Consider the following 15,710-nt stretch of genomic DNA (forward strand, 5'->3'; position numbering starts at 1 on the left):
AGATCAAAACAGAGCGCGGCAAACGGAACCGGCCTTACCGCCGTGAAGATCGAGTGAATGACCGCGCAGCAAAGGATCTCGGCAGGAAAGATCCCGAATGCTCGGACGGAGATCCGTAAAGGAAAGATCGCCGCGGGGAGATCGGAAAGGGATCGGAAATAGACCCGCGGCTCATGCCGCACGGCGGAAATCCATCCCTCGACGCCGGGGCCCGGGACCGGCCCGGCAGGCGCTCCGGCCCTGCTCGGAAGCGATCGCACGCCGAAGCGGGGTGCCTCACCGGCCCCCTGGCGGTTACGCCGGATTCGGAACCGTCCGCTACGGCATCACGGTGACAGTGGGCTACGACAGAACGTGCGCCGACGTCGTCGGCCAGCTCATGCGGATCAGGCCGCCGCTGTCGTCGGCGGTCACCTCGACGTCGTCGACCAGACCGCTGATGACGGCCAGGCCCATATCGTCCTCGCCGTCGGCCCCGCCGTCGTCCTGGGCGGGCACGGGCGCGCCCGAGGTGCCGCCGGCGCCCCGCGCGGCCGCGCTCGCGGCGACGGGCGGCCTGGGAGCGTCGTCCCCGACCTCGATGGAGAACTTCTTCTCGTCCTCGATCAGCACGACCCGGACGGGGCTGGTCACGCCGTTGTTGAGGTGCAGCCCGACCGCGCGGGAGCACGCCTCGCCCACGGCGAGACGGAGCTCGTCCAGCACGGCCTCATCGACTCCGGCCCGGCGCGCCACCGCGGCCGCCACCAGACGAGCGGTCCGGACATGCTCGGGAAGGGCACTGAAGAGCAGTTCGACGGTGGCCATGCCATCCCCCTCAGTCGTACGTGCCCCCTTCCCCTCTTCCGGAAAAGGGCGGACTCGCGGGGAGGGCCGGGCCCCTCAGGCCCGGATCCCCCCGCGTCGCAGTCTTCCTGCGACGACCGTCAGTCGGTCGCCGACACCGCGTCCTGAACCGAGGTGTGAATCGGGAACACCTTGGTGAGGCCGGTGATACGGAAAATCTTCAGAATGCGCTCCTGGTTGCAGACCAGGCGCAGCGAGCCCTCGTGGGCTCGCACCCGCTTGAGGCCGCCGACCAGCACGCCGAGCCCGGTGGAGTCGAGGAAGTCGACGCCCTCCATGTCCACGACGAGGTGATAGCTGCCGTCGTTGACAAGCTCGACCAACTGCTCACGCAGCTTGGGCGCGGTGTACACATCAATCTCGCCACCGACCCGGACAACCGTACGGTCGCCTACGGTCTCGGTCGACAGGGACAGGTCCACGGATCCTCCAGCACCTTGCATCGAGCGGTCGCCCCCCATGGATCGGCAGCCGCGATGGCATTCAATCACTTACCGGCAGGCGTGCACGACGCCTTGGCGCCATTGTCCGCCACGCCAGTGACACACTCGGTGTCAATGGCCAACGATCAACTCCCGCCGGAGGCGGGCGTACACCCCGCTCCCCGGACGGTCCTCGACAGGCTGACCGCCGGGGCCGACCGGGCTGCGCGCATCACTCATACGGAGCACTTGCCCCCGCGTCCGGGACGTCATGCCCCCTGGCCTGAGAAGATCCGGCCGGAAGTGGTCGATGCCATCCGGCTGGCCGGCATCGAGCGCCCTTGGGCTCACCAGGCTCTCACGGCCGAGCACGCCCTGCGCGGCGAGTCGGTGGTGGTGGCCACCGGAACGGCCTCCGGCAAGTCCCTCGCCTATCTGGCCCCCGTGCTGAGCGCCCTGCTGGACGGGGCGGAGGCCCCGAACGGCCGCGGCGCGACCGCCCTCTACCTCGCCCCCACCAAGGCCCTCGCCGCCGACCAGCGGCGCGCCGTACGGGCCCTGGCCGAGCCCCTGGGCAGGAGCGTCCGCCCCGCGGTCTACGACGGCGACACCCCCGTGGAGGAACGGGAGTGGGTGCGGCAGTACGCCAATTACGCGCTCACCAACCCCGACATGCTCCACCGCTCGATCCTGCCCGCCCACCCCAGGTGGTCCTCCTTCCTGCGCGCCCTGCGCTACGTCGTCGTCGACGAGTGCCACACCTATCGCGGCGTCTTCGGCTCGCACGTCGCCCAGGTGCTGCGCCGGCTCCGGCGTGTCTGCGCCCGCTACGGCTCGTATCCCGTCTTCCTCCTCGCCTCCGCCACCGCCTCGGACCCGGCCACCGCGGCGTCCAGACTCACCGGGGTGCCCGTGGCGGAGATCACCGAGGACTCCTCCCCGCGCGGCGAACTGGTCTTCGCCCTCTGGGAGCCCCCGCTCACCGAGTTCCACGGCGAGAAGGGCGCGCCCGTCCGCCGCACCGCCACCGCGGAGACTGCCGACCTCCTCACCGACCTCGTCGTCCAGGGCGTCCGCACCGTCGCGTTCGTCCGCTCGCGGCGCGGCGCCGAGCTCATCTCCCTCATCGCCCAGGAACGCCTGGCCGCCGTCGACCGCTCCCTCCCCGCCCGCGTCGCCGCCTACCGGGGCGGCTACCTCCCCGAGGAGCGCCGCGCGATCGAGCACGCCCTGCACTCCGGGGATCTGCTGGGCCTCTCGGCCACCACCGCCCTGGAACTCGGCGTCGACGTCGCCGGTCTCGACGCCATCCTGCTCTCCGGCTATCCCGGCACCCGCGCCTCGCTGTGGCAGCAGGCCGGCCGCGCGGGCCGTACGGGCCGGGGCGCCCTCGCCGTCCTCGTCGCCCGCGACGACCCCCTGGACACCTATCTCGTCCACCACCCGGAGGCCCTCTTCCGGCAGCCGGTGGAGTCCACCGTCCTCGACCCGGACAACCCTTACGTCCTCGCCCCCCATCTGTGCGCGGCGGCGGCCGAGCTGCCGCTCACCGAGGCCGACCTCTCGCTCTTCGGACCTGAGGCGCCCGGTCTGCTCACCCAGCTCGAAGGGCGCAAGCTGCTCCGCCGCCGCGCCGCCGCCTGGCACTGGACGCGCCGCGAGCGGGCCGCCGACCTCACCGACATCCGGGGCGGGGGCGGCCGCCCCGTCCAGGTCGTGGAGGAGGGCACCGGGCGCCTGCTGGGCACGGTGGACGCCGCCGCCGCGCACGCCGCCGTCCACGAGGGCGCGGTCCACCTCCACCAGGGCCGGACCTATCTCGTCCGCCACCTCGACCTGGACTCCTCCGTCGCCCTCGTCGAGCAGGCCGACCCGCCTTATTCGACAACCGCCCGCGACACCACCACCATCTCGGTCCTGGAGACCAGCGCCGAGGTCCCCTGGGGGGACGCACGGCTCTGCTTCGGCTCTGTCGAGGTCACCAATCAGGTCGTCTCCTTCCTCCGCCGCCGGCTCATCACCGGCGAGGTCCTCGGCGAGTCCAAGCTGGACCTGCCGCCCCGCACCCTGCGCACCCGTGCCGTGTGGTGGACCGTCACCGAGGACCAGCTCGACGACGCCCGCATCCACCCCGAGGCCCTGGGCGGCGCCCTGCACGCCGCGGAACACGCCTCCATCGGCATGCTGCCGCTCTTCGCCACCTGCGACCGCTGGGACATCGGGGGCGTCTCCGTCCCCCTCCACCCCGACACGCTCCTGCCCACCGTCTTCGTCTACGACGGCCACTCGGGCGGCGCCGGCTTCGCCGAGCGCGCCTTCCACACCGCCGCCGAGTGGCTCACCGCCACCCGGGAGGCGATCGCAGCCTGCGAGTGCGAATCCGGCTGCCCCTCCTGCGTCCAGTCCCCCAAGTGCGGCAACGGCAACGACCCCCTCGACAAGAAGGCCGCCATCCGCCTCCTCACCCACCTCCTCAAAGGCGCCCCACCGAAACCATCGGAGGAGGCCTGATCAGGACCCCTGACAGCGCCTGACGGGCCCTCAGTCGCGCTCCGGTGGCCTTGCCCCCGGAACTTGGCCCGTGGGGCACGGCGGGAGCTGTGGAACGGCCTGAGTGACGTCGCGACCGCTACGGAGCCGCCCTCCGGCGCACCGCCGAGCGAACTGCCTCGCCGACCTCAGGACGCGCCCTCCATGCCTCGTCGCCGGACACCCGGAAGCTCATCCGGCGCCTCGGGCCGACCAGGACGGAGCCGGCAGCCGCAGGACAGCCTTGCGGCCAACCACCGCCCGCCACATGCCCGCCGCCATTCGGCCCGCCCCGCCCACAAACTCAGCCCGGCCACCGAGAAACGGCCTTGAGCGCTCAGAGTGGGCCGGAGCCGCAGAACCGTCCGCACCGCCCTGCACACACCTCAGAACCGCACACGCCAAGCCGCAGGCCACCAGCCACAGCCACAGGGCTCGCCCCGGCCGCCCGCAGGCCACACCGCACCGCTCACGGCCAAGCAGCTCCACCTCCCATCGCCGGGCCCGCTCGTGAACGGACGCGCACCGCGTACGGACCCGCTCTCGCCTCGGCCGAGACTTCGGCGAACTCGCCGCTCACAACGCAGCGCACCACCCTCGTGTGCTGGGCCACCGCCACCCGCCGGGCGAGACCGCACGCCGTCGGCTCGCCTTCGAGAGCGTGATCTGCGGCCGCCAGCACCGCCAGGTCCGCCGCTCCTCCGGCCCGGTGGCGGACCTCGATCGCCCGCCCCATGGCCAGGACCGCCGCGAACACCACGCAGAACGCCGTGGCGGCCAGCGCAACCCACACCGTGGCCATGCCCCCGTCACCCCACGGTCTCTTCCGCAAGGGCCACCGCCTCTCCCCCGAGCCGGACCGCCAGGGGGCCTGGCCCGGCGGACCGGGCGTCCACACGCACCCGGACCAGGTCGCCCTCCCTGCTCAGCGCCACCCGCGCGCCCTCGGGCGCGGCCGCCCTGGCCGTGGCGATCGCCACCGACGCCGGGTCGGACCGGGCCGCCGCCCGGGCCCCGGCCCGCGCCGCGTCCACGCACTGGATCTGCGCGGACGCGGCCATGAGCCCCCAGATCAGCGCCATGCCGAAGAGCATCAGAGCCGGCAGCGCCAGCGCGGCCTCCGCGGTCACATAGCCGCCGTCAGAACGGCGCATGGAGCGCCTTCTGGATCAGCCCCTGCAAGGCCGCGCTGACCGCCCCGCTCGTGACCACCTTGTAGAGCACGGCGGCCAGGGCACAGGCCGCCAAGGTGCCGATGGCGTACTCGGCCGTGGACATCCCGGCCTCCCCGCCCGCCCCGGACCCCGCCCGCACCCGCGCTTCCCGCCATGCGCGGAACCTCGACCGCCACGACATTGTCAGTGCTGTCATTTCCACTTCCCCCGCCCTTGTCTCACGCATCGTCAATTGCCTTTCAGAAGGCCGCTCGCGAGCCCGATCACCACGGGCACCACGCCGACCGTCAGGAACGCGGGCAGGAAGCACAGCCCCAGCGGGGCCGTCACCAGCACGCCCGCGCGCCGGGCCCGTATGCCCGCCGCCCGGCTCCGCTCGGCGCGCAGGCGGCCCGCGAGCCGGGACATGGACTCCACCGCGGGCACCCCCGTCGCCTGCGCACGCTCCAGGCAGCTCGCCAGAGCTCGCGCTTGCGGGAGACTCCCGACCCGGCTCCAGGCCGTGGCGGGCTCGCCCCCGAGCCGGACTTCTGCGGCCGCCTGGGCCAATCCCTCCCCCACCGGCCCGCCGAGGGACGCGCCCACCGCCTCCGCCGCCTCCCTCGGCCCCGCCCCAGCGGCGAGGCACGCGGCCAAAAGATCCGCGGCAAGTGGAAGCTGCTTTTCCACTTCTGCGGCGGGCACATTCGGCGCAGCCGAGGTAGTTGAGACAGTTGAGATAGCCGAGATTGGTGATGCGGTTGGTGCGGATGCCGACACCGAGGCCGATCCAGCCGATATGGCCGAGAAGGCACCACCCGAGCCGTCACCGACCCCGCCCGCTCGCCGCTGGAACCTCCACATGCCGTACACGGCGGCGAGTCCCAGCCCCCACCCGGCGATTCCTCCGACGAGGATGGGCCCGGCGGCAGCAGCCCCCACCATCGGCAACCAGCGGCGAACCCCCGGGAGCCGCTCCGCCCGCAGCCGCAGCAACATCCCCGCCCATCCACTAGCCTCCGCCTCGCACCGGCCGAAGAGGGACGCGACCCTCCTGCGCGCGCTCCGCCTCCCACGGACCGCCCCGAGAGCCGCCGCCCCCGCGAGTGCGGCGCAGAGCAACATCACTGTCCACAGGCTGTGGATAACATTTCCGCTCACCTGACATCCCTCCGCTCCGAGCCCCGCATCGGACCGGCTCCCACCGTTGGCGCCCCGACCGCCGAGCGCACGATCCGTCCCGTCCAGGCGAGCCCCGCACCCTCCAACAACCCACCGAGGCACAGGCAACCCAGCCCCACCGGCGTATGCAGCAGCACCCGCAGCGGCGCTGCGCCGAGCGCGCTGCCCATCAGCAGGGCCATGACCGGAAGCACGGCGAGCATCACAGCGGTGGACCGGGTGCCCGCCAACTGCGCGTGCAGCTCCTCCCGTTGATCGCGCTCCGCGCTCAACGCAGCTGCCACTCGCTCCAGCGCCGCGGCGAGCCCCGCGCCCCCGTCGACCGCGACCTTCCAGCAGGCGGCCACACCCTGCAGCCCCTCGGCCCCCGGCAACCGCCCCACCGCTCGCAGCGCCTCCGGCACGTCGCCGCCGAATCGCGCCGCCGCTGGCACCACGGCCCAGTCCGACCCCAACTCCCCTGCCCCGACGACCGACAGGGCCTCGGCGGGCTGCCGACCAGCCCGCAGCTCCCCCGCGACGGTGCCGCAGAGCTCGATCACCGCTGCTTCCCGCCGCTCCCGCTCCTCCCGCGCCCGGCGCACACCGAGCCACCGCCTCACCAGCGGCACGGCCGCCACCGCGGCCAACAGCGGCAACACCGACTGCCCCAGCAGCGCCACCACGCCTCCGATCGGGAGGCACACGAGCTCGCGCCGCTCCCGCGCCAGCCGCCACAGCCGGCCGCGCCATTCCTCGACCCAGTCGGGAAGCCCGAACCCGGCCGGCCCGACCACGCCCCCACCGGCGAACAGCAGCCTGGCCCGCCGCACTTCATGGTCCGGCCTCGTCAGCGACCAGACCATGACCAGCGCCCCCAGTGCCGCAACCGGCCCGAGCACGGTGTGGGGCGCCACCGCGTGGACCGTCATGGCGCGCACCCCCCGCGCTCACACAGCTCCGCCAGCCGATCCCAGCCCCGGGCCCGCTCGAAGCCCTCCGGGCCACGGACGGCCGCCGGCACGGTCGTCACGAACCCCGCCCCGTCACGGTCCAGCACATGCACCTCGGCGATGCGCCGCAGCCCTCCTCGCGTCCGGACGAGATGGATCACCACGGCCAGCCCCGCCGCCAGTTGACTGTGCAGCGCCGCCCGGTCGAGACCGGCCGTGGATCCCAGGGCCTCCAAGCGAGCCGGCACGTCCGCTGCGGCATTCGCGTGGACCGTGCCACACCCTCCCTCGTGCCCCGTGTTCAACGCCGCCAGCAGGTCCGTGACTTCGGGCCCTCGAACCTCACCGACCACCAGCCGGTCCGGCCGCATCCGCAGTGCCTGGCGCACCAGATCCCTCAGGGTGACCAGGCCGATTCCCTCCTGGTTCGCGGGTCTCGTCTCCAGTCGCACTACATGTGGATGGTCCGGCCGCAGCTCCGCGGAATCCTCCGCCAGCACGATCCGCTCGTCCGGGGCGACCAGCCCCAACAGGGTCGTCAGCAAGGTCGTCTTGCCACTGCCCGTTCCACCACTGATCACGAAGGAGAGCCGCGCCTCCAGCACCGCCCGCAACAGCCGCTCCCCGCCCGGCGGAACGGTGCCCGCGGCCACCAGGTCGTCCAGGGTGAAGGCGCGTGGCCGCACCACCCGTAGCGAGAGGCACGTCGAGCCCACCGCCACCGGAGGCAGCACGGCATGCAGCCGCGTCCCGTCGGGGAGCCGGGCGTCCACCCACGGCCGGGCATCGTCCAGCCGCCGTCCGGCGATCGCGGCGAGCCGCTGCGCGAGCCGGCGTACCGCCGCCGCGTCGGGAAAGGTCACCCCCGTGCGCTCAAGGCCGGAGCCCCGGTCGACCCACACCTGATCGGGGGCGGTCACGAGCACATCGGTGACGTCGGGCTCGGCGAGCAGCCGCTCCAGCGGGCCGGCGCCGATCAGCTCGGATCTCAACCGTTTGACGACACCGAGCACTTCGGCGTCCCCCAGCAGCCGCCCCTCGCTGCGCAGCGCCTCCGCCACCCGGGCCGGCGTCGGCTCCGTACCGCTCTCGGCGAGCCTCAGCCGTACGGCGTCCAGCAGCTCGGCGCTCATGACGGGACCCCGCTGCCGTCGGCCGCCAGTCGGCCCCAGAACTCCGCGCTGAACCGGGCGAGCGGCCCGCGATCGGCGCCCGGCGGCCGACCGGCGGTCAACACGCCGGGCAGACCGGGGTCGAGGGGCAGCTCACCGGCGAGCGGCAGGCCCAGGAGGCGGGCGATCTCCTCGCCGTCGAGCCCGGCACCGCACGGGCCGCGCACGACCACTCTCAGGTCGTCGAGCATCATCCTGACCATGGACGCGACGCGTTGCGCCGCCACCACGGCGCGCAGCTCCGCGGGCACCACCAACAGCCCCATGTCCAGCTGCCCGAGGGCCTCGACAGCGGCATCGTCGAGCCGTCGCGGCAGATCGATGACGACCACGCCGCCGCGCCTGCGTGCCGCGCCGAGCACGGCCCGCATCGCGTCCGGCGGCACGCTCGCGCACGTACCCCTGTCCCAGCTGAGCAGGCGCAGTGAGTGCAGCTCGGGCAGCGCCTCCTCCAGCGCCTGGCCCGCCACCCGGCCCCGCGAGTCGGCGAAGGCCGGCCAGCGGAGCCCTTCCGCTTTCTCACCCCCGAAGAGCACGTCCAGGCCGCCGCCCAGCGGGTCGGCGTCGATGAGCATGGTGCGCTGCCCCGAGCGGGCGGCGCCGACGGCGAGCGCGCAGGCCAACGTGCTCGCTCCTGCGCCGCCCCGGCCGCCGATCACCCCGACGGTCAGGGCGGGCTTCCCCTTCTCCTCCATGGCGTCGGCGATGCGGTCGACCAGCCATGCCTCGTTCTCCGGCAGCAAAGCCACGCCGCCGGCCCCGAGCTCCACGGCCCGCCGCCAGATGCCGGGGTCCTCCGGGTCCCTGCCGACGAGCACGAGTCCCTCGCCCGGGGGCCCGGCGACGGCCTTTCCGAGGCGGCTCGCGCAGTCGTCGCCGACCAGGACCAGCGGCGCCCGCTCCCAGACACCTCTGCGCGCGGGCATCCCCTGCGCCACCTCGGGCACCGCCCCCGCCGCGGCGCACAGCCGCAGCAGGTCGTCGAGCAGCGCCTCGTCCTCCGCGACGATCAAGGGCCCGGCCCGTCCGCCCTCGGCGGCGCGCGGCCAATCGGATGCACTGGATCCGGCCACGATGTCCTCCCCGTCCCACTACGCGCTCTCGCTTCCACGTACATCGCGGAACAGCGCGGGGAATCACCGTGCCCGGAACTGAAAAATCATGTGGATCTTGGTTGAAAACTGTGGACGACCGAGCCGTTGTGAATATCCCGGTCACCTATACCGGTGACTTCCGGAGAGCGGCCTGGCGATTACGCAGCGTGACGCGTATGAAGGAGGGGGAGGGCACGGCGCCGCAAGGCCGACGGAGGAAGGAGGCTCGGGCGGGGACGCTCAAAATGCATCCGGACATGCGACGACCCCCGCCGGGGGGGAGAGCGGGGGTCGTCCCCACGGCCGACTCGGGGGGGGAGGAGTCGGGCCGGGTTAGACACGGTCGCGAACGATCCGTGACTTCCATGGTGTACCCGAGAGCCTTCTCAGGCAAACCCACACGCCTCAGCTTACGCCGAATGGAGGGCCCCTATGCTCGGCACCGTGGAAAACCACTCGCTGCCCAGGACAGCCGCGTTCTTTGATCTGGACAAGACGGTCATTGCCAAGTCGAGCACGCTCACCTTCAGCAAGTCGTTCTACCAAGGTGGCCTGATCAACCGACGCGCCGTCCTGCGCACCGCATACGCGCAGTTCGTCTTCCTCGCCGGCGGTGCCGATCATGACCAGATGGAGCGGATGCGTGAGTATCTCTCCGCGCTCTGCCGGGGCTGGAATGTCCAGCAGGTCCGTGAGCTCGTCGCGGAGACTCTGCACGAACTCATCGACCCGATCATTTACGACGAGGCCGCCTCTCTCATCGAAGCGCACCACACCGCCGGCCGCGATGTGGTGATTGTGAGCACCTCCGGCGCCGAGGTCGTCGAACCCATCGGTGAACTCCTCGGCGCGGACCGCGTGGTCGCCACCCGCATGGTCGTCGAGGACGGCGCCTTCACGGGCGAAGTCGAGTACTACGCCTATGGCCCGACCAAGGCCGAGGCCATCAGGGAGCTCGCGGAGTCCGAGGGATACGACCTCGCGCGCTGCTACGCGTACAGCGACTCGGTGACCGATATCCCGATGCTGGAATCGGTGGGCCACCCGCACGCGGTGAATCCGGACCGCGCGCTGCGCCGGGAGGCGGTCGCCCGCGACTGGCCGGTCCTCTCCTTCAACCGACCGGTGCGGCTCAAACAGCGGGTTCCCTCGCTGTCCCTGCCCTCCCGTCCCGCCCTGGTCGCGGCCGCCGCGGTCGGTGCCGCCGTGGCCGCCGCGAGCCTGTTCTGGCTCGCCGGCCGACGCCGTTCACCCCGCGCCCGCATTGCCCGCTTTTGAAGGCAAAAGCAAAGAACTGCGGCTTGGACTTCCGCTTCGGGGGCGACAGGAGTAGAAAGGAATCAACGGCCCGCGAGACCAGGGACATCCGAGAGGAAGCCCTTTCACGCACCACGGCCCCACGGACCGAGCATGAACGTCGGGCACCCACGCGACGCCGACCCGTCGATTACGGGCCAGCCGCACCAGGGGCGAGCGAAGTCTCGACCTGATGGGCAAACATCGTGCACGCATGGTAACCCGGCGAACATGCCAGCGGCGGTACCGGACTTGACCGGTACCGCCGCAACCCGGTCGGCCGGGTTTCCCGGCTCCTCCCCGCCGCCGGAAGCCGCCGCCGAATGCCGGATCACCCCGGCTCGGCGACCACACCCCCGCAGGCCCGGCCGGGGGCTCCAAACGCGTCAGGCGGCTCCGCGCTGGAGCGCCTCACATACGGCCGTGCTCTCGCGTACGCCCAGCTCCGTGGCACGGGCGCAGTGGATGATCCAGGCCGCCACCCCTTCGGGCGTACCGGACACATAGCCTTCGAGCGCCGCCGCATAGGCGGCTCGGCCCAGTTCGGCGTGGCCCACCTCCGCGGGACAGACCGACTTGGGGTCGAGCCCGCTGCCGACGAGCACGATCCGCTCGGCGGTCCGTGCCACCAGCCCGTTGCACGACCCGAAGGGCCGCAGCGCCAGCAGTTCGCCGTGCACCACGGCGGCCGTCACCAGTGCGGGCGCCTCGCTGCCCGCGATCAGCAGTCCGGCCAGCCCGTCCAGCCGGCCCGACACCTCGGCGGCGCTCGGGAGCTCCAGCTCGATCAGCGGTTCGTCGACCGGCTCGCCCTCCAGCCGGGGCCGCCCCACCGTCTCGTCCGGCCGATTGCCGCCGGCCGCCACCAGGTGCAGCCTGGCCAGTACCCGCAGCGGCGACTGCCGCCACACGCTCAGCAGTTGGCCCGCCTCGGCGGTGAGCCTCAGGGCCGCGCCCACCGTCCGGGGCTCGCCCTCGACGCTGAAGTCGGTGCGGCGGCGGACCTCTTCCAGTGCCCAGTCGGCGCCGGAAAGCGCCGCGGAGCCACGCGCTCCGCGCAGCGCGGCCTCGGAGGCGATCTCATTGCTGCGGCGGCGCATCACACGGTGGCCGTAGACGCGGTCCACCGCCTTGCGCACGGAGTCCACGGAGTCGGCAACGCCAGGGAGCGAACCCAGGGCCGCGAGCGGATCGGCAGTCGTACTCATGGGTAAAACAGTACGCACTTCGGCTTCACACCCCTCGAAGGAGTGGTCTTCTTCACGCGCGGTTCTCACCTTCCGCGGCCATCACCCTACGCTTGGTGAACATGAAGATCGCTTTCGTAGGCAAGGGCGGCAGCGGCAAGACCACGCTGTCCTCACTGTTCATCCGCCATCTCGCAGCGGACGGCGCACCTCTGCTGGCGGTGGACGCCGATATCAACCAGCACCTCGGCGCCGCGCTCGGGCTGGACGACGAGGAGGCCGCCGCGCTGCCCGCGATGGGTGCCCAGCTCCCTCTGATCAAGGACTATCTGCGGGGGAGCAACCCCCGGATCGCCTCCGCCGCCACGATGATCAAGACGACCCCGCCGGGCGAGGGCTCGCGGCTGCTGCGGGTGGACGAGGAGAACCCCGTCTACGCGGCCTGCGCCCGCACCGTCCCGCTCGACGAAGGCGCGTCGGTCCGGCTGATGGCCACCGGCCCCTTCACCGAGTCCGACCTCGGGGTCGCCTGCTACCACTCCAAGGTCGGCGCGGTCGAGCTGTGCCTCAATCACCTTGTCGACGGCCCCAGTGAGTACGTCGTCGTCGACATGACAGCGGGCAGCGACTCGTTCGCGTCCGGGATGTTCACCCGCTTCGACATGACGTTCCTGGTGGCCGAGCCCACCCGCAAGGGGGTCTCGGTCTACCGCCAGTACAAGGAGTACGCGCAGGACTTCGGCGTCTCCCTGAAGGTCGTCGGCAACAAGGTGCAGGGCGCCGACGACCTCGACTTCCTGCGCTCGGAGGTCGGCGACGACCTGCTGGTGACAGTCGGCCACTCGGACTGGGTGCGGGCCATGGAGAAGGGCCGCCCGCCCCGCTTCGGCCTGCTGGAGGAGTCCAACCGGGCGGCCCTGCGCACGCTGCACGAGACGGCCGACAGCGCCTACGAGCGGCGCGACTGGCAGCGCTATACGCGACAGATGGTGCACTTCCACCTCAAGAACGCGGAGAGCTGGGGCAACGCGAAGACGGGCGCCGATCTCGCCGCCCAGGTCGACCCCTCCTTCGTTCTCGACGAGCGGCAGGCGGCCACCACGGCGCAGCCCGCCTGAGCGGCGTCCGAAGAGATCAGCGAAGAATCAGCGAGGAAACAACCACGGCAGACTCGCACAAGCAACACCCCTCGCACAGAACGAAATCGAAGAACAACCAGCAGATAAAGACACCCGTTCACTCGATAGGAGGAATCGCCCCTTCTTCGATCTTTCAGCCTTCCCTCCACATTTACTCTCCATTACGATTCGTTTACCGAGTGTTGATACACCCCCGCCATCGCAGCCGCTCCCGCCGCTGCACGCCGTGACCACGGCCGCGTCCCGACGCGCGGCCGCGCCGCCCCGACGAAGACGGGAACGCCCATGCAGCCTCAGTCGACGAATACGACGGACACGTCGGGACCGACCGACTCGCCCGACTCCGTAAGCAACAGAGAACGCCGCTCCGGCAGGCGCCTCTGGCGGCGGGATCTCCTCGCCTCCGTGGTCGTCTTCCTGATCGCCGTCCCGCTCTCCCTGGGCATCGCCCTGGCCACCGGCACCCCGCTCCAGGCGGGTCTGGTCGCGGCGGCGGCCGGCGGCATCGTCGCGGGTCTGCTGGGCGGTGCCCCGCTTCAGGTCAGCGGCGCCGCCACGGGGCTCGTCGTGGTGACCGCGGAGCTCGTGCAGCGATACGGATGGCGGGCCACCTGCGCGATCACCGCTCTCGCCGGCCTGGCCCAACTGGCGCTCGGCGCCGCCCGGGTGGCCCGTGCCGCGCTCGCCGTGAGCCCGGCCCTCGTGCACGGCCTGCTCGCGGGCGTCGGTGTCACCATCGCGCTCGGACAGGTCCATGTCGTCCTGGGCGGCAGTCCGTACAGCTCCGCCGCGGCGAATCTCGCCGCGCTTCCCCCGGTGCTGACGGATCCGCACCCGGCGGCCCTGCTCGTCGGCGCGATCACGCTGGCCGTGCTGGTCGCCTGGCCCCGGCTGCCGGGGCGGATCGGCCGTGGGCTGAGCACGGTCCCGGCGCCGGTGGTGGCGGTGACCGTGGCCACCGCCGCCGCCACCGGACTGGTCCTGCCCCGCGTCTCACTGCCCCCTTGGGAGCTCCAGGCCCTGCCCGCCCTGCCGGAGGGGCCGGTGCTCGGGGTGTTCGCGGCAGTCCTGACGGTCACCCTCGTCGCGAGCATGGAGTCGCTGCTGTCCGCCGTGGTGGTCGACCGGCTGCGGTCCGAGCGGCCGGACGCGCCGGCCGACCCCGCCGCGCTGGACCGGGAGCTCATCGGACAGGGGGCGGCGAACGTGGTGTCCGGGCTGCTCGGCGGGCTGCCGATCGCCGGTGGCGCGCTGCGCGGCTCCGCGAACGTCCGGGCGGGCGCCGCCACCCGCAATTCCACGGTTCTGCAAGGAGTGTGGGTGGTGCTCTGCGCCGGTCTGCTCACCTCCGTGCTGGAGCTGATCCCCCTCGCCGCGCTCGGCGCGCTGGTCATGGCCGCCGGAGTCCGGATGGTGAGCTTCGCGCACATCAGGCATGTGCGACGGCAGCGGGAGTTCCCGATGTACGTGGCCACGCTGGGATCGGTGGTGCTGCTCGGCGTGCTCCAGGGGCTCGCGATCGGGCTCGTGGTCGCCGGCTTCCTCTCTCTGCGGCGGCTCGCACACACCCGCATCACCGTCGAGCCCCGGGGTCACGATCACCTGGTGCTCGTCGGCGGGCAGTTGACGTTCCTTGCTGTGCCACGGCTGACCCGGGCGCTGGCGCAGGTGCCCACCGGAGCGAGCGTGGTGGTCGAGCTGGGAGGCTCCTTCATGGATCACGCGGCCTACGACGCCTTGCAGTCATGGACCGACACCCATCGCGCACAGGGCGGACGGGTCACGCTCCGCGGACGCGGCGGTCAGACCGTCGCCGAGCCCTCCAGTTCCCACGCGTGCCACCCCTGGACCCCCTGGCGCAACCACCACTGCACCCGCCCCGCCGCGGACATCGGCACCCAGGACGCCGGGGGCGGGCGGCAGCTCCTCGGCGGGGTCACCGCCTTCCAGCGCCACACGGCCCCCCTGGTGCGGGACGAACTGGCCCGGCTCGCCCTCGAAGGGCAGCGTCCCACCCAGCTGTTCCTCACCTGCGCCGACTCCCGGCTGGTGACGAGCATGATCACCTCCAGCGGTCCGGGCGATCTATTCACCGTGCGCAATGTCGGCAATCTGATGCCTCCGCCCGGCTCCGACGGCACCTGTGATTCGGTCGGCGCCGCCGTGGAGTACGCGGTGGAGGTGCTGGAGGTCGGCACCATCACCGTCTGCGGGCACTCCGGGTGCGGGGCGATGCAGGCCCTGCTCGACGCCGCCGGCCAGGGGCCGGGCGCCCAGCAGACCTCACTCACCCGCTGGCTGCGGCACGGCGGTCCGAGCCTGGCCCGGATGCAGCGGATCGGCCGGCTCGGCCGTGGCGAGGTGGCGCTGGCCGACCGCCCCGTGGCGGACGACGCCGAACGCCTCGCGCTCGTCAACGTGATGCAGCAGCTCGACCACCTGATGGCCCACGTGTGCGTCGCCCGGCGCGTGGCGGAAGGGACGCTCCAGCTGCAGGGGATGTATTTCCACGTGGCCGAGGCGCAGGCGTATGTGCTGGACCCGCGCTCGCGCACCTTCAAGGCCGTACGGCCGGAGGTCCTCGACGCCGTCTGAGGGGTGGCCGTCAGCGGGGCCGCCACCCCGGCCGCCCCCGGGGCGACGTACCCCCCGCCACCCCCGTATCACCCGTCTGACCTCGAACAACCGCTCCGAGCAAAGGTCTAAACCAGTTTTTCCCGACAACCCTTGTCAGAGTGCACCCCGGGCTGATGAGCT

The 15,710-nt window shown here is 72.2% G+C and carries 14 protein-coding genes; 4 read left to right on the top strand and 10 right to left on the bottom strand.

The window, feature by feature from the left end; genetic code table 11:
* Positions 1 to 342: 342 nt before the first annotated feature.
* Together AB0435_RS15605 and bldG are read right to left on the bottom strand one after the other, a co-directional pair.
* On the bottom strand, positions 343 to 807 hold the full coding sequence (locus tag AB0435_RS15605; RefSeq protein WP_366006793.1) for an ATP-binding protein: 465 nt from the start codon (positions 805 to 807) through the stop codon (positions 343 to 345).
* 119 nt (positions 808 to 926) lie between these two features.
* Positions 927 to 1,268, bottom strand: coding sequence for an anti-sigma factor antagonist BldG (gene bldG, locus AB0435_RS15610; RefSeq protein ID WP_366006794.1), 342 nt, complete (start codon positions 1,266 to 1,268; stop codon positions 927 to 929).
* A gap of 54 nt (positions 1,269 to 1,322) precedes the next feature.
* On the opposite strand from bldG, the gene AB0435_RS15615 reads away from it, so the two are divergent.
* Positions 1,323 to 3,779 carry a DEAD/DEAH box helicase gene (locus tag AB0435_RS15615; protein WP_366006795.1) on the top strand — a complete coding sequence of 819 codons (2,457 nt, stop codon included), beginning with the start codon at positions 1,323 to 1,325 and terminating at the stop codon, positions 3,777 to 3,779.
* A 487-nt stretch (positions 3,780 to 4,266) separates the two neighbouring features.
* On the opposite strand, the gene AB0435_RS15620 is transcribed toward AB0435_RS15615, so the two are convergent.
* The 7 genes from AB0435_RS15620 to ssd form a co-directional block, all read right to left on the bottom strand.
* Positions 4,267 to 4,599 carry an Rv3654c family TadE-like protein gene (locus tag AB0435_RS15620; protein WP_366006796.1) on the bottom strand — a complete coding sequence of 111 codons (333 nt, stop codon included), beginning with the start codon at positions 4,597 to 4,599 and terminating at the stop codon, positions 4,267 to 4,269.
* Between the two features lie 7 nt (positions 4,600 to 4,606).
* Positions 4,607 to 4,951 (bottom strand): TadE family type IV pilus minor pilin, encoded by a 345-nt coding sequence (locus tag AB0435_RS15625; RefSeq protein WP_366006797.1) that lies wholly within the window; start codon positions 4,949 to 4,951, stop codon positions 4,607 to 4,609.
* Positions 4,938 to 5,168 (bottom strand): DUF4244 domain-containing protein, encoded by a 231-nt coding sequence (locus AB0435_RS15630; RefSeq protein ID WP_366006798.1) that lies wholly within the window; start codon positions 5,166 to 5,168, stop codon positions 4,938 to 4,940. The genes AB0435_RS15625 and AB0435_RS15630 overlap by 14 nt, the downstream gene beginning before the upstream one ends.
* Before the next feature lie 32 nt (positions 5,169 to 5,200).
* On the bottom strand, positions 5,201 to 6,076 hold the full coding sequence (locus AB0435_RS15635; protein ID WP_366006805.1) for a type II secretion system F family protein: 876 nt from the start codon (positions 6,074 to 6,076) through the stop codon (positions 5,201 to 5,203).
* Positions 6,077 to 6,108: 32 nt separating this feature from the next.
* Positions 6,109 to 6,978, bottom strand: coding sequence for a type II secretion system F family protein (locus tag AB0435_RS15640; RefSeq protein ID WP_366006806.1), 870 nt, complete (start codon positions 6,976 to 6,978; stop codon positions 6,109 to 6,111).
* Positions 6,979 to 7,040: 62 nt separating this feature from the next.
* Positions 7,041 to 8,198, bottom strand: a complete 1,158-nt coding sequence (locus tag AB0435_RS15645; protein WP_366006799.1) for a TadA family conjugal transfer-associated ATPase — start codon at positions 8,196 to 8,198, stop codon at positions 7,041 to 7,043.
* Positions 8,195 to 9,310: a septum site-determining protein Ssd gene (gene ssd / locus AB0435_RS15650; protein WP_366006800.1), complete on the bottom strand. Its 1,116-nt coding sequence runs from the start codon at positions 9,308 to 9,310 to the stop codon at positions 8,195 to 8,197. Before ssd ends, AB0435_RS15645 begins: the two co-directional genes overlap by 4 nt.
* 453 nt (positions 9,311 to 9,763) lie before the next feature.
* Between ssd and AB0435_RS15655 the strand changes: the two genes are divergently transcribed.
* Positions 9,764 to 10,609, top strand: coding sequence for an HAD-IB family hydrolase (locus tag AB0435_RS15655; RefSeq protein ID WP_366427214.1), 846 nt, complete (start codon positions 9,764 to 9,766; stop codon positions 10,607 to 10,609).
* A 404-nt stretch (positions 10,610 to 11,013) separates the two neighbouring features.
* Here the strand turns inward: AB0435_RS15655 and AB0435_RS15660 are convergent, their stop codons facing one another.
* Positions 11,014 to 11,835: an oxidoreductase gene (locus AB0435_RS15660; protein WP_366006802.1), complete on the bottom strand. Its 822-nt coding sequence runs from the start codon at positions 11,833 to 11,835 to the stop codon at positions 11,014 to 11,016.
* 101 nt (positions 11,836 to 11,936) lie between these two features.
* Between AB0435_RS15660 and AB0435_RS15665 the strand changes: the two genes are divergently transcribed.
* Both AB0435_RS15665 and AB0435_RS15670 read left to right on the top strand, forming a co-directional pair.
* Positions 11,937 to 12,932 (top strand): ATP-binding protein, encoded by a 996-nt coding sequence (locus AB0435_RS15665; RefSeq protein WP_366427215.1) that lies wholly within the window; start codon positions 11,937 to 11,939, stop codon positions 12,930 to 12,932.
* A 306-nt stretch (positions 12,933 to 13,238) separates the two neighbouring features.
* Positions 13,239 to 15,548 (top strand): SulP family inorganic anion transporter, encoded by a 2,310-nt coding sequence (locus AB0435_RS15670; protein WP_366427216.1) that lies wholly within the window; start codon positions 13,239 to 13,241, stop codon positions 15,546 to 15,548.
* Positions 15,549 to 15,710 lie beyond the last annotated feature (162 nt).

Origin of the sequence: Streptomyces sp. NPDC051173, assembly GCF_040689515.1 — a bacterium.
In the GTDB taxonomy this organism is placed as follows: Bacteria; Actinomycetota; Actinomycetes; order Streptomycetales; family Streptomycetaceae; genus Streptomyces.

Excerpts from the sequence above, each read along its gene's own strand:
- AB0435_RS15605 (WP_366006793.1), bottom strand. The coding sequence starts at position 807 with ATGGCCACCGTCGAACTGCTCTTCAGTGCCCTTCCCGAGCATGTCCGG.
- AB0435_RS15615 (WP_366006795.1), top strand. The coding sequence starts at position 1,323 with ATGGCATTCAATCACTTACCGGCAGGCGTGCACGACGCCTTGGCGCCA.
- AB0435_RS15620 (WP_366006796.1), bottom strand. The coding sequence starts at position 4,599 with ATGGCCACGGTGTGGGTTGCGCTGGCCGCCACGGCGTTCTGCGTGGTG.
- AB0435_RS15625 (WP_366006797.1), bottom strand. The coding sequence starts at position 4,951 with ATGCGCCGTTCTGACGGCGGCTATGTGACCGCGGAGGCCGCGCTGGCG.
- AB0435_RS15630 (WP_366006798.1), bottom strand. The coding sequence starts at position 5,168 with ATGACAGCACTGACAATGTCGTGGCGGTCGAGGTTCCGCGCATGGCGG.
- AB0435_RS15635 (WP_366006805.1), bottom strand. The coding sequence starts at position 6,076 with ATGTTGCTCTGCGCCGCACTCGCGGGGGCGGCGGCTCTCGGGGCGGTC.
- AB0435_RS15640 (WP_366006806.1), bottom strand. The coding sequence starts at position 6,978 with ATGGTCTGGTCGCTGACGAGGCCGGACCATGAAGTGCGGCGGGCCAGG.
- AB0435_RS15645 (WP_366006799.1), bottom strand. The coding sequence starts at position 8,198 with ATGAGCGCCGAGCTGCTGGACGCCGTACGGCTGAGGCTCGCCGAGAGC.
- AB0435_RS15655 (WP_366427214.1), top strand. The coding sequence starts at position 9,764 with ATGCTCGGCACCGTGGAAAACCACTCGCTGCCCAGGACAGCCGCGTTC.
- AB0435_RS15660 (WP_366006802.1), bottom strand. The coding sequence starts at position 11,835 with ATGAGTACGACTGCCGATCCGCTCGCGGCCCTGGGTTCGCTCCCTGGC.
- AB0435_RS15665 (WP_366427215.1), top strand. The coding sequence starts at position 11,937 with ATGAAGATCGCTTTCGTAGGCAAGGGCGGCAGCGGCAAGACCACGCTG.
- AB0435_RS15670 (WP_366427216.1), top strand. The coding sequence starts at position 13,239 with ATGCAGCCTCAGTCGACGAATACGACGGACACGTCGGGACCGACCGAC.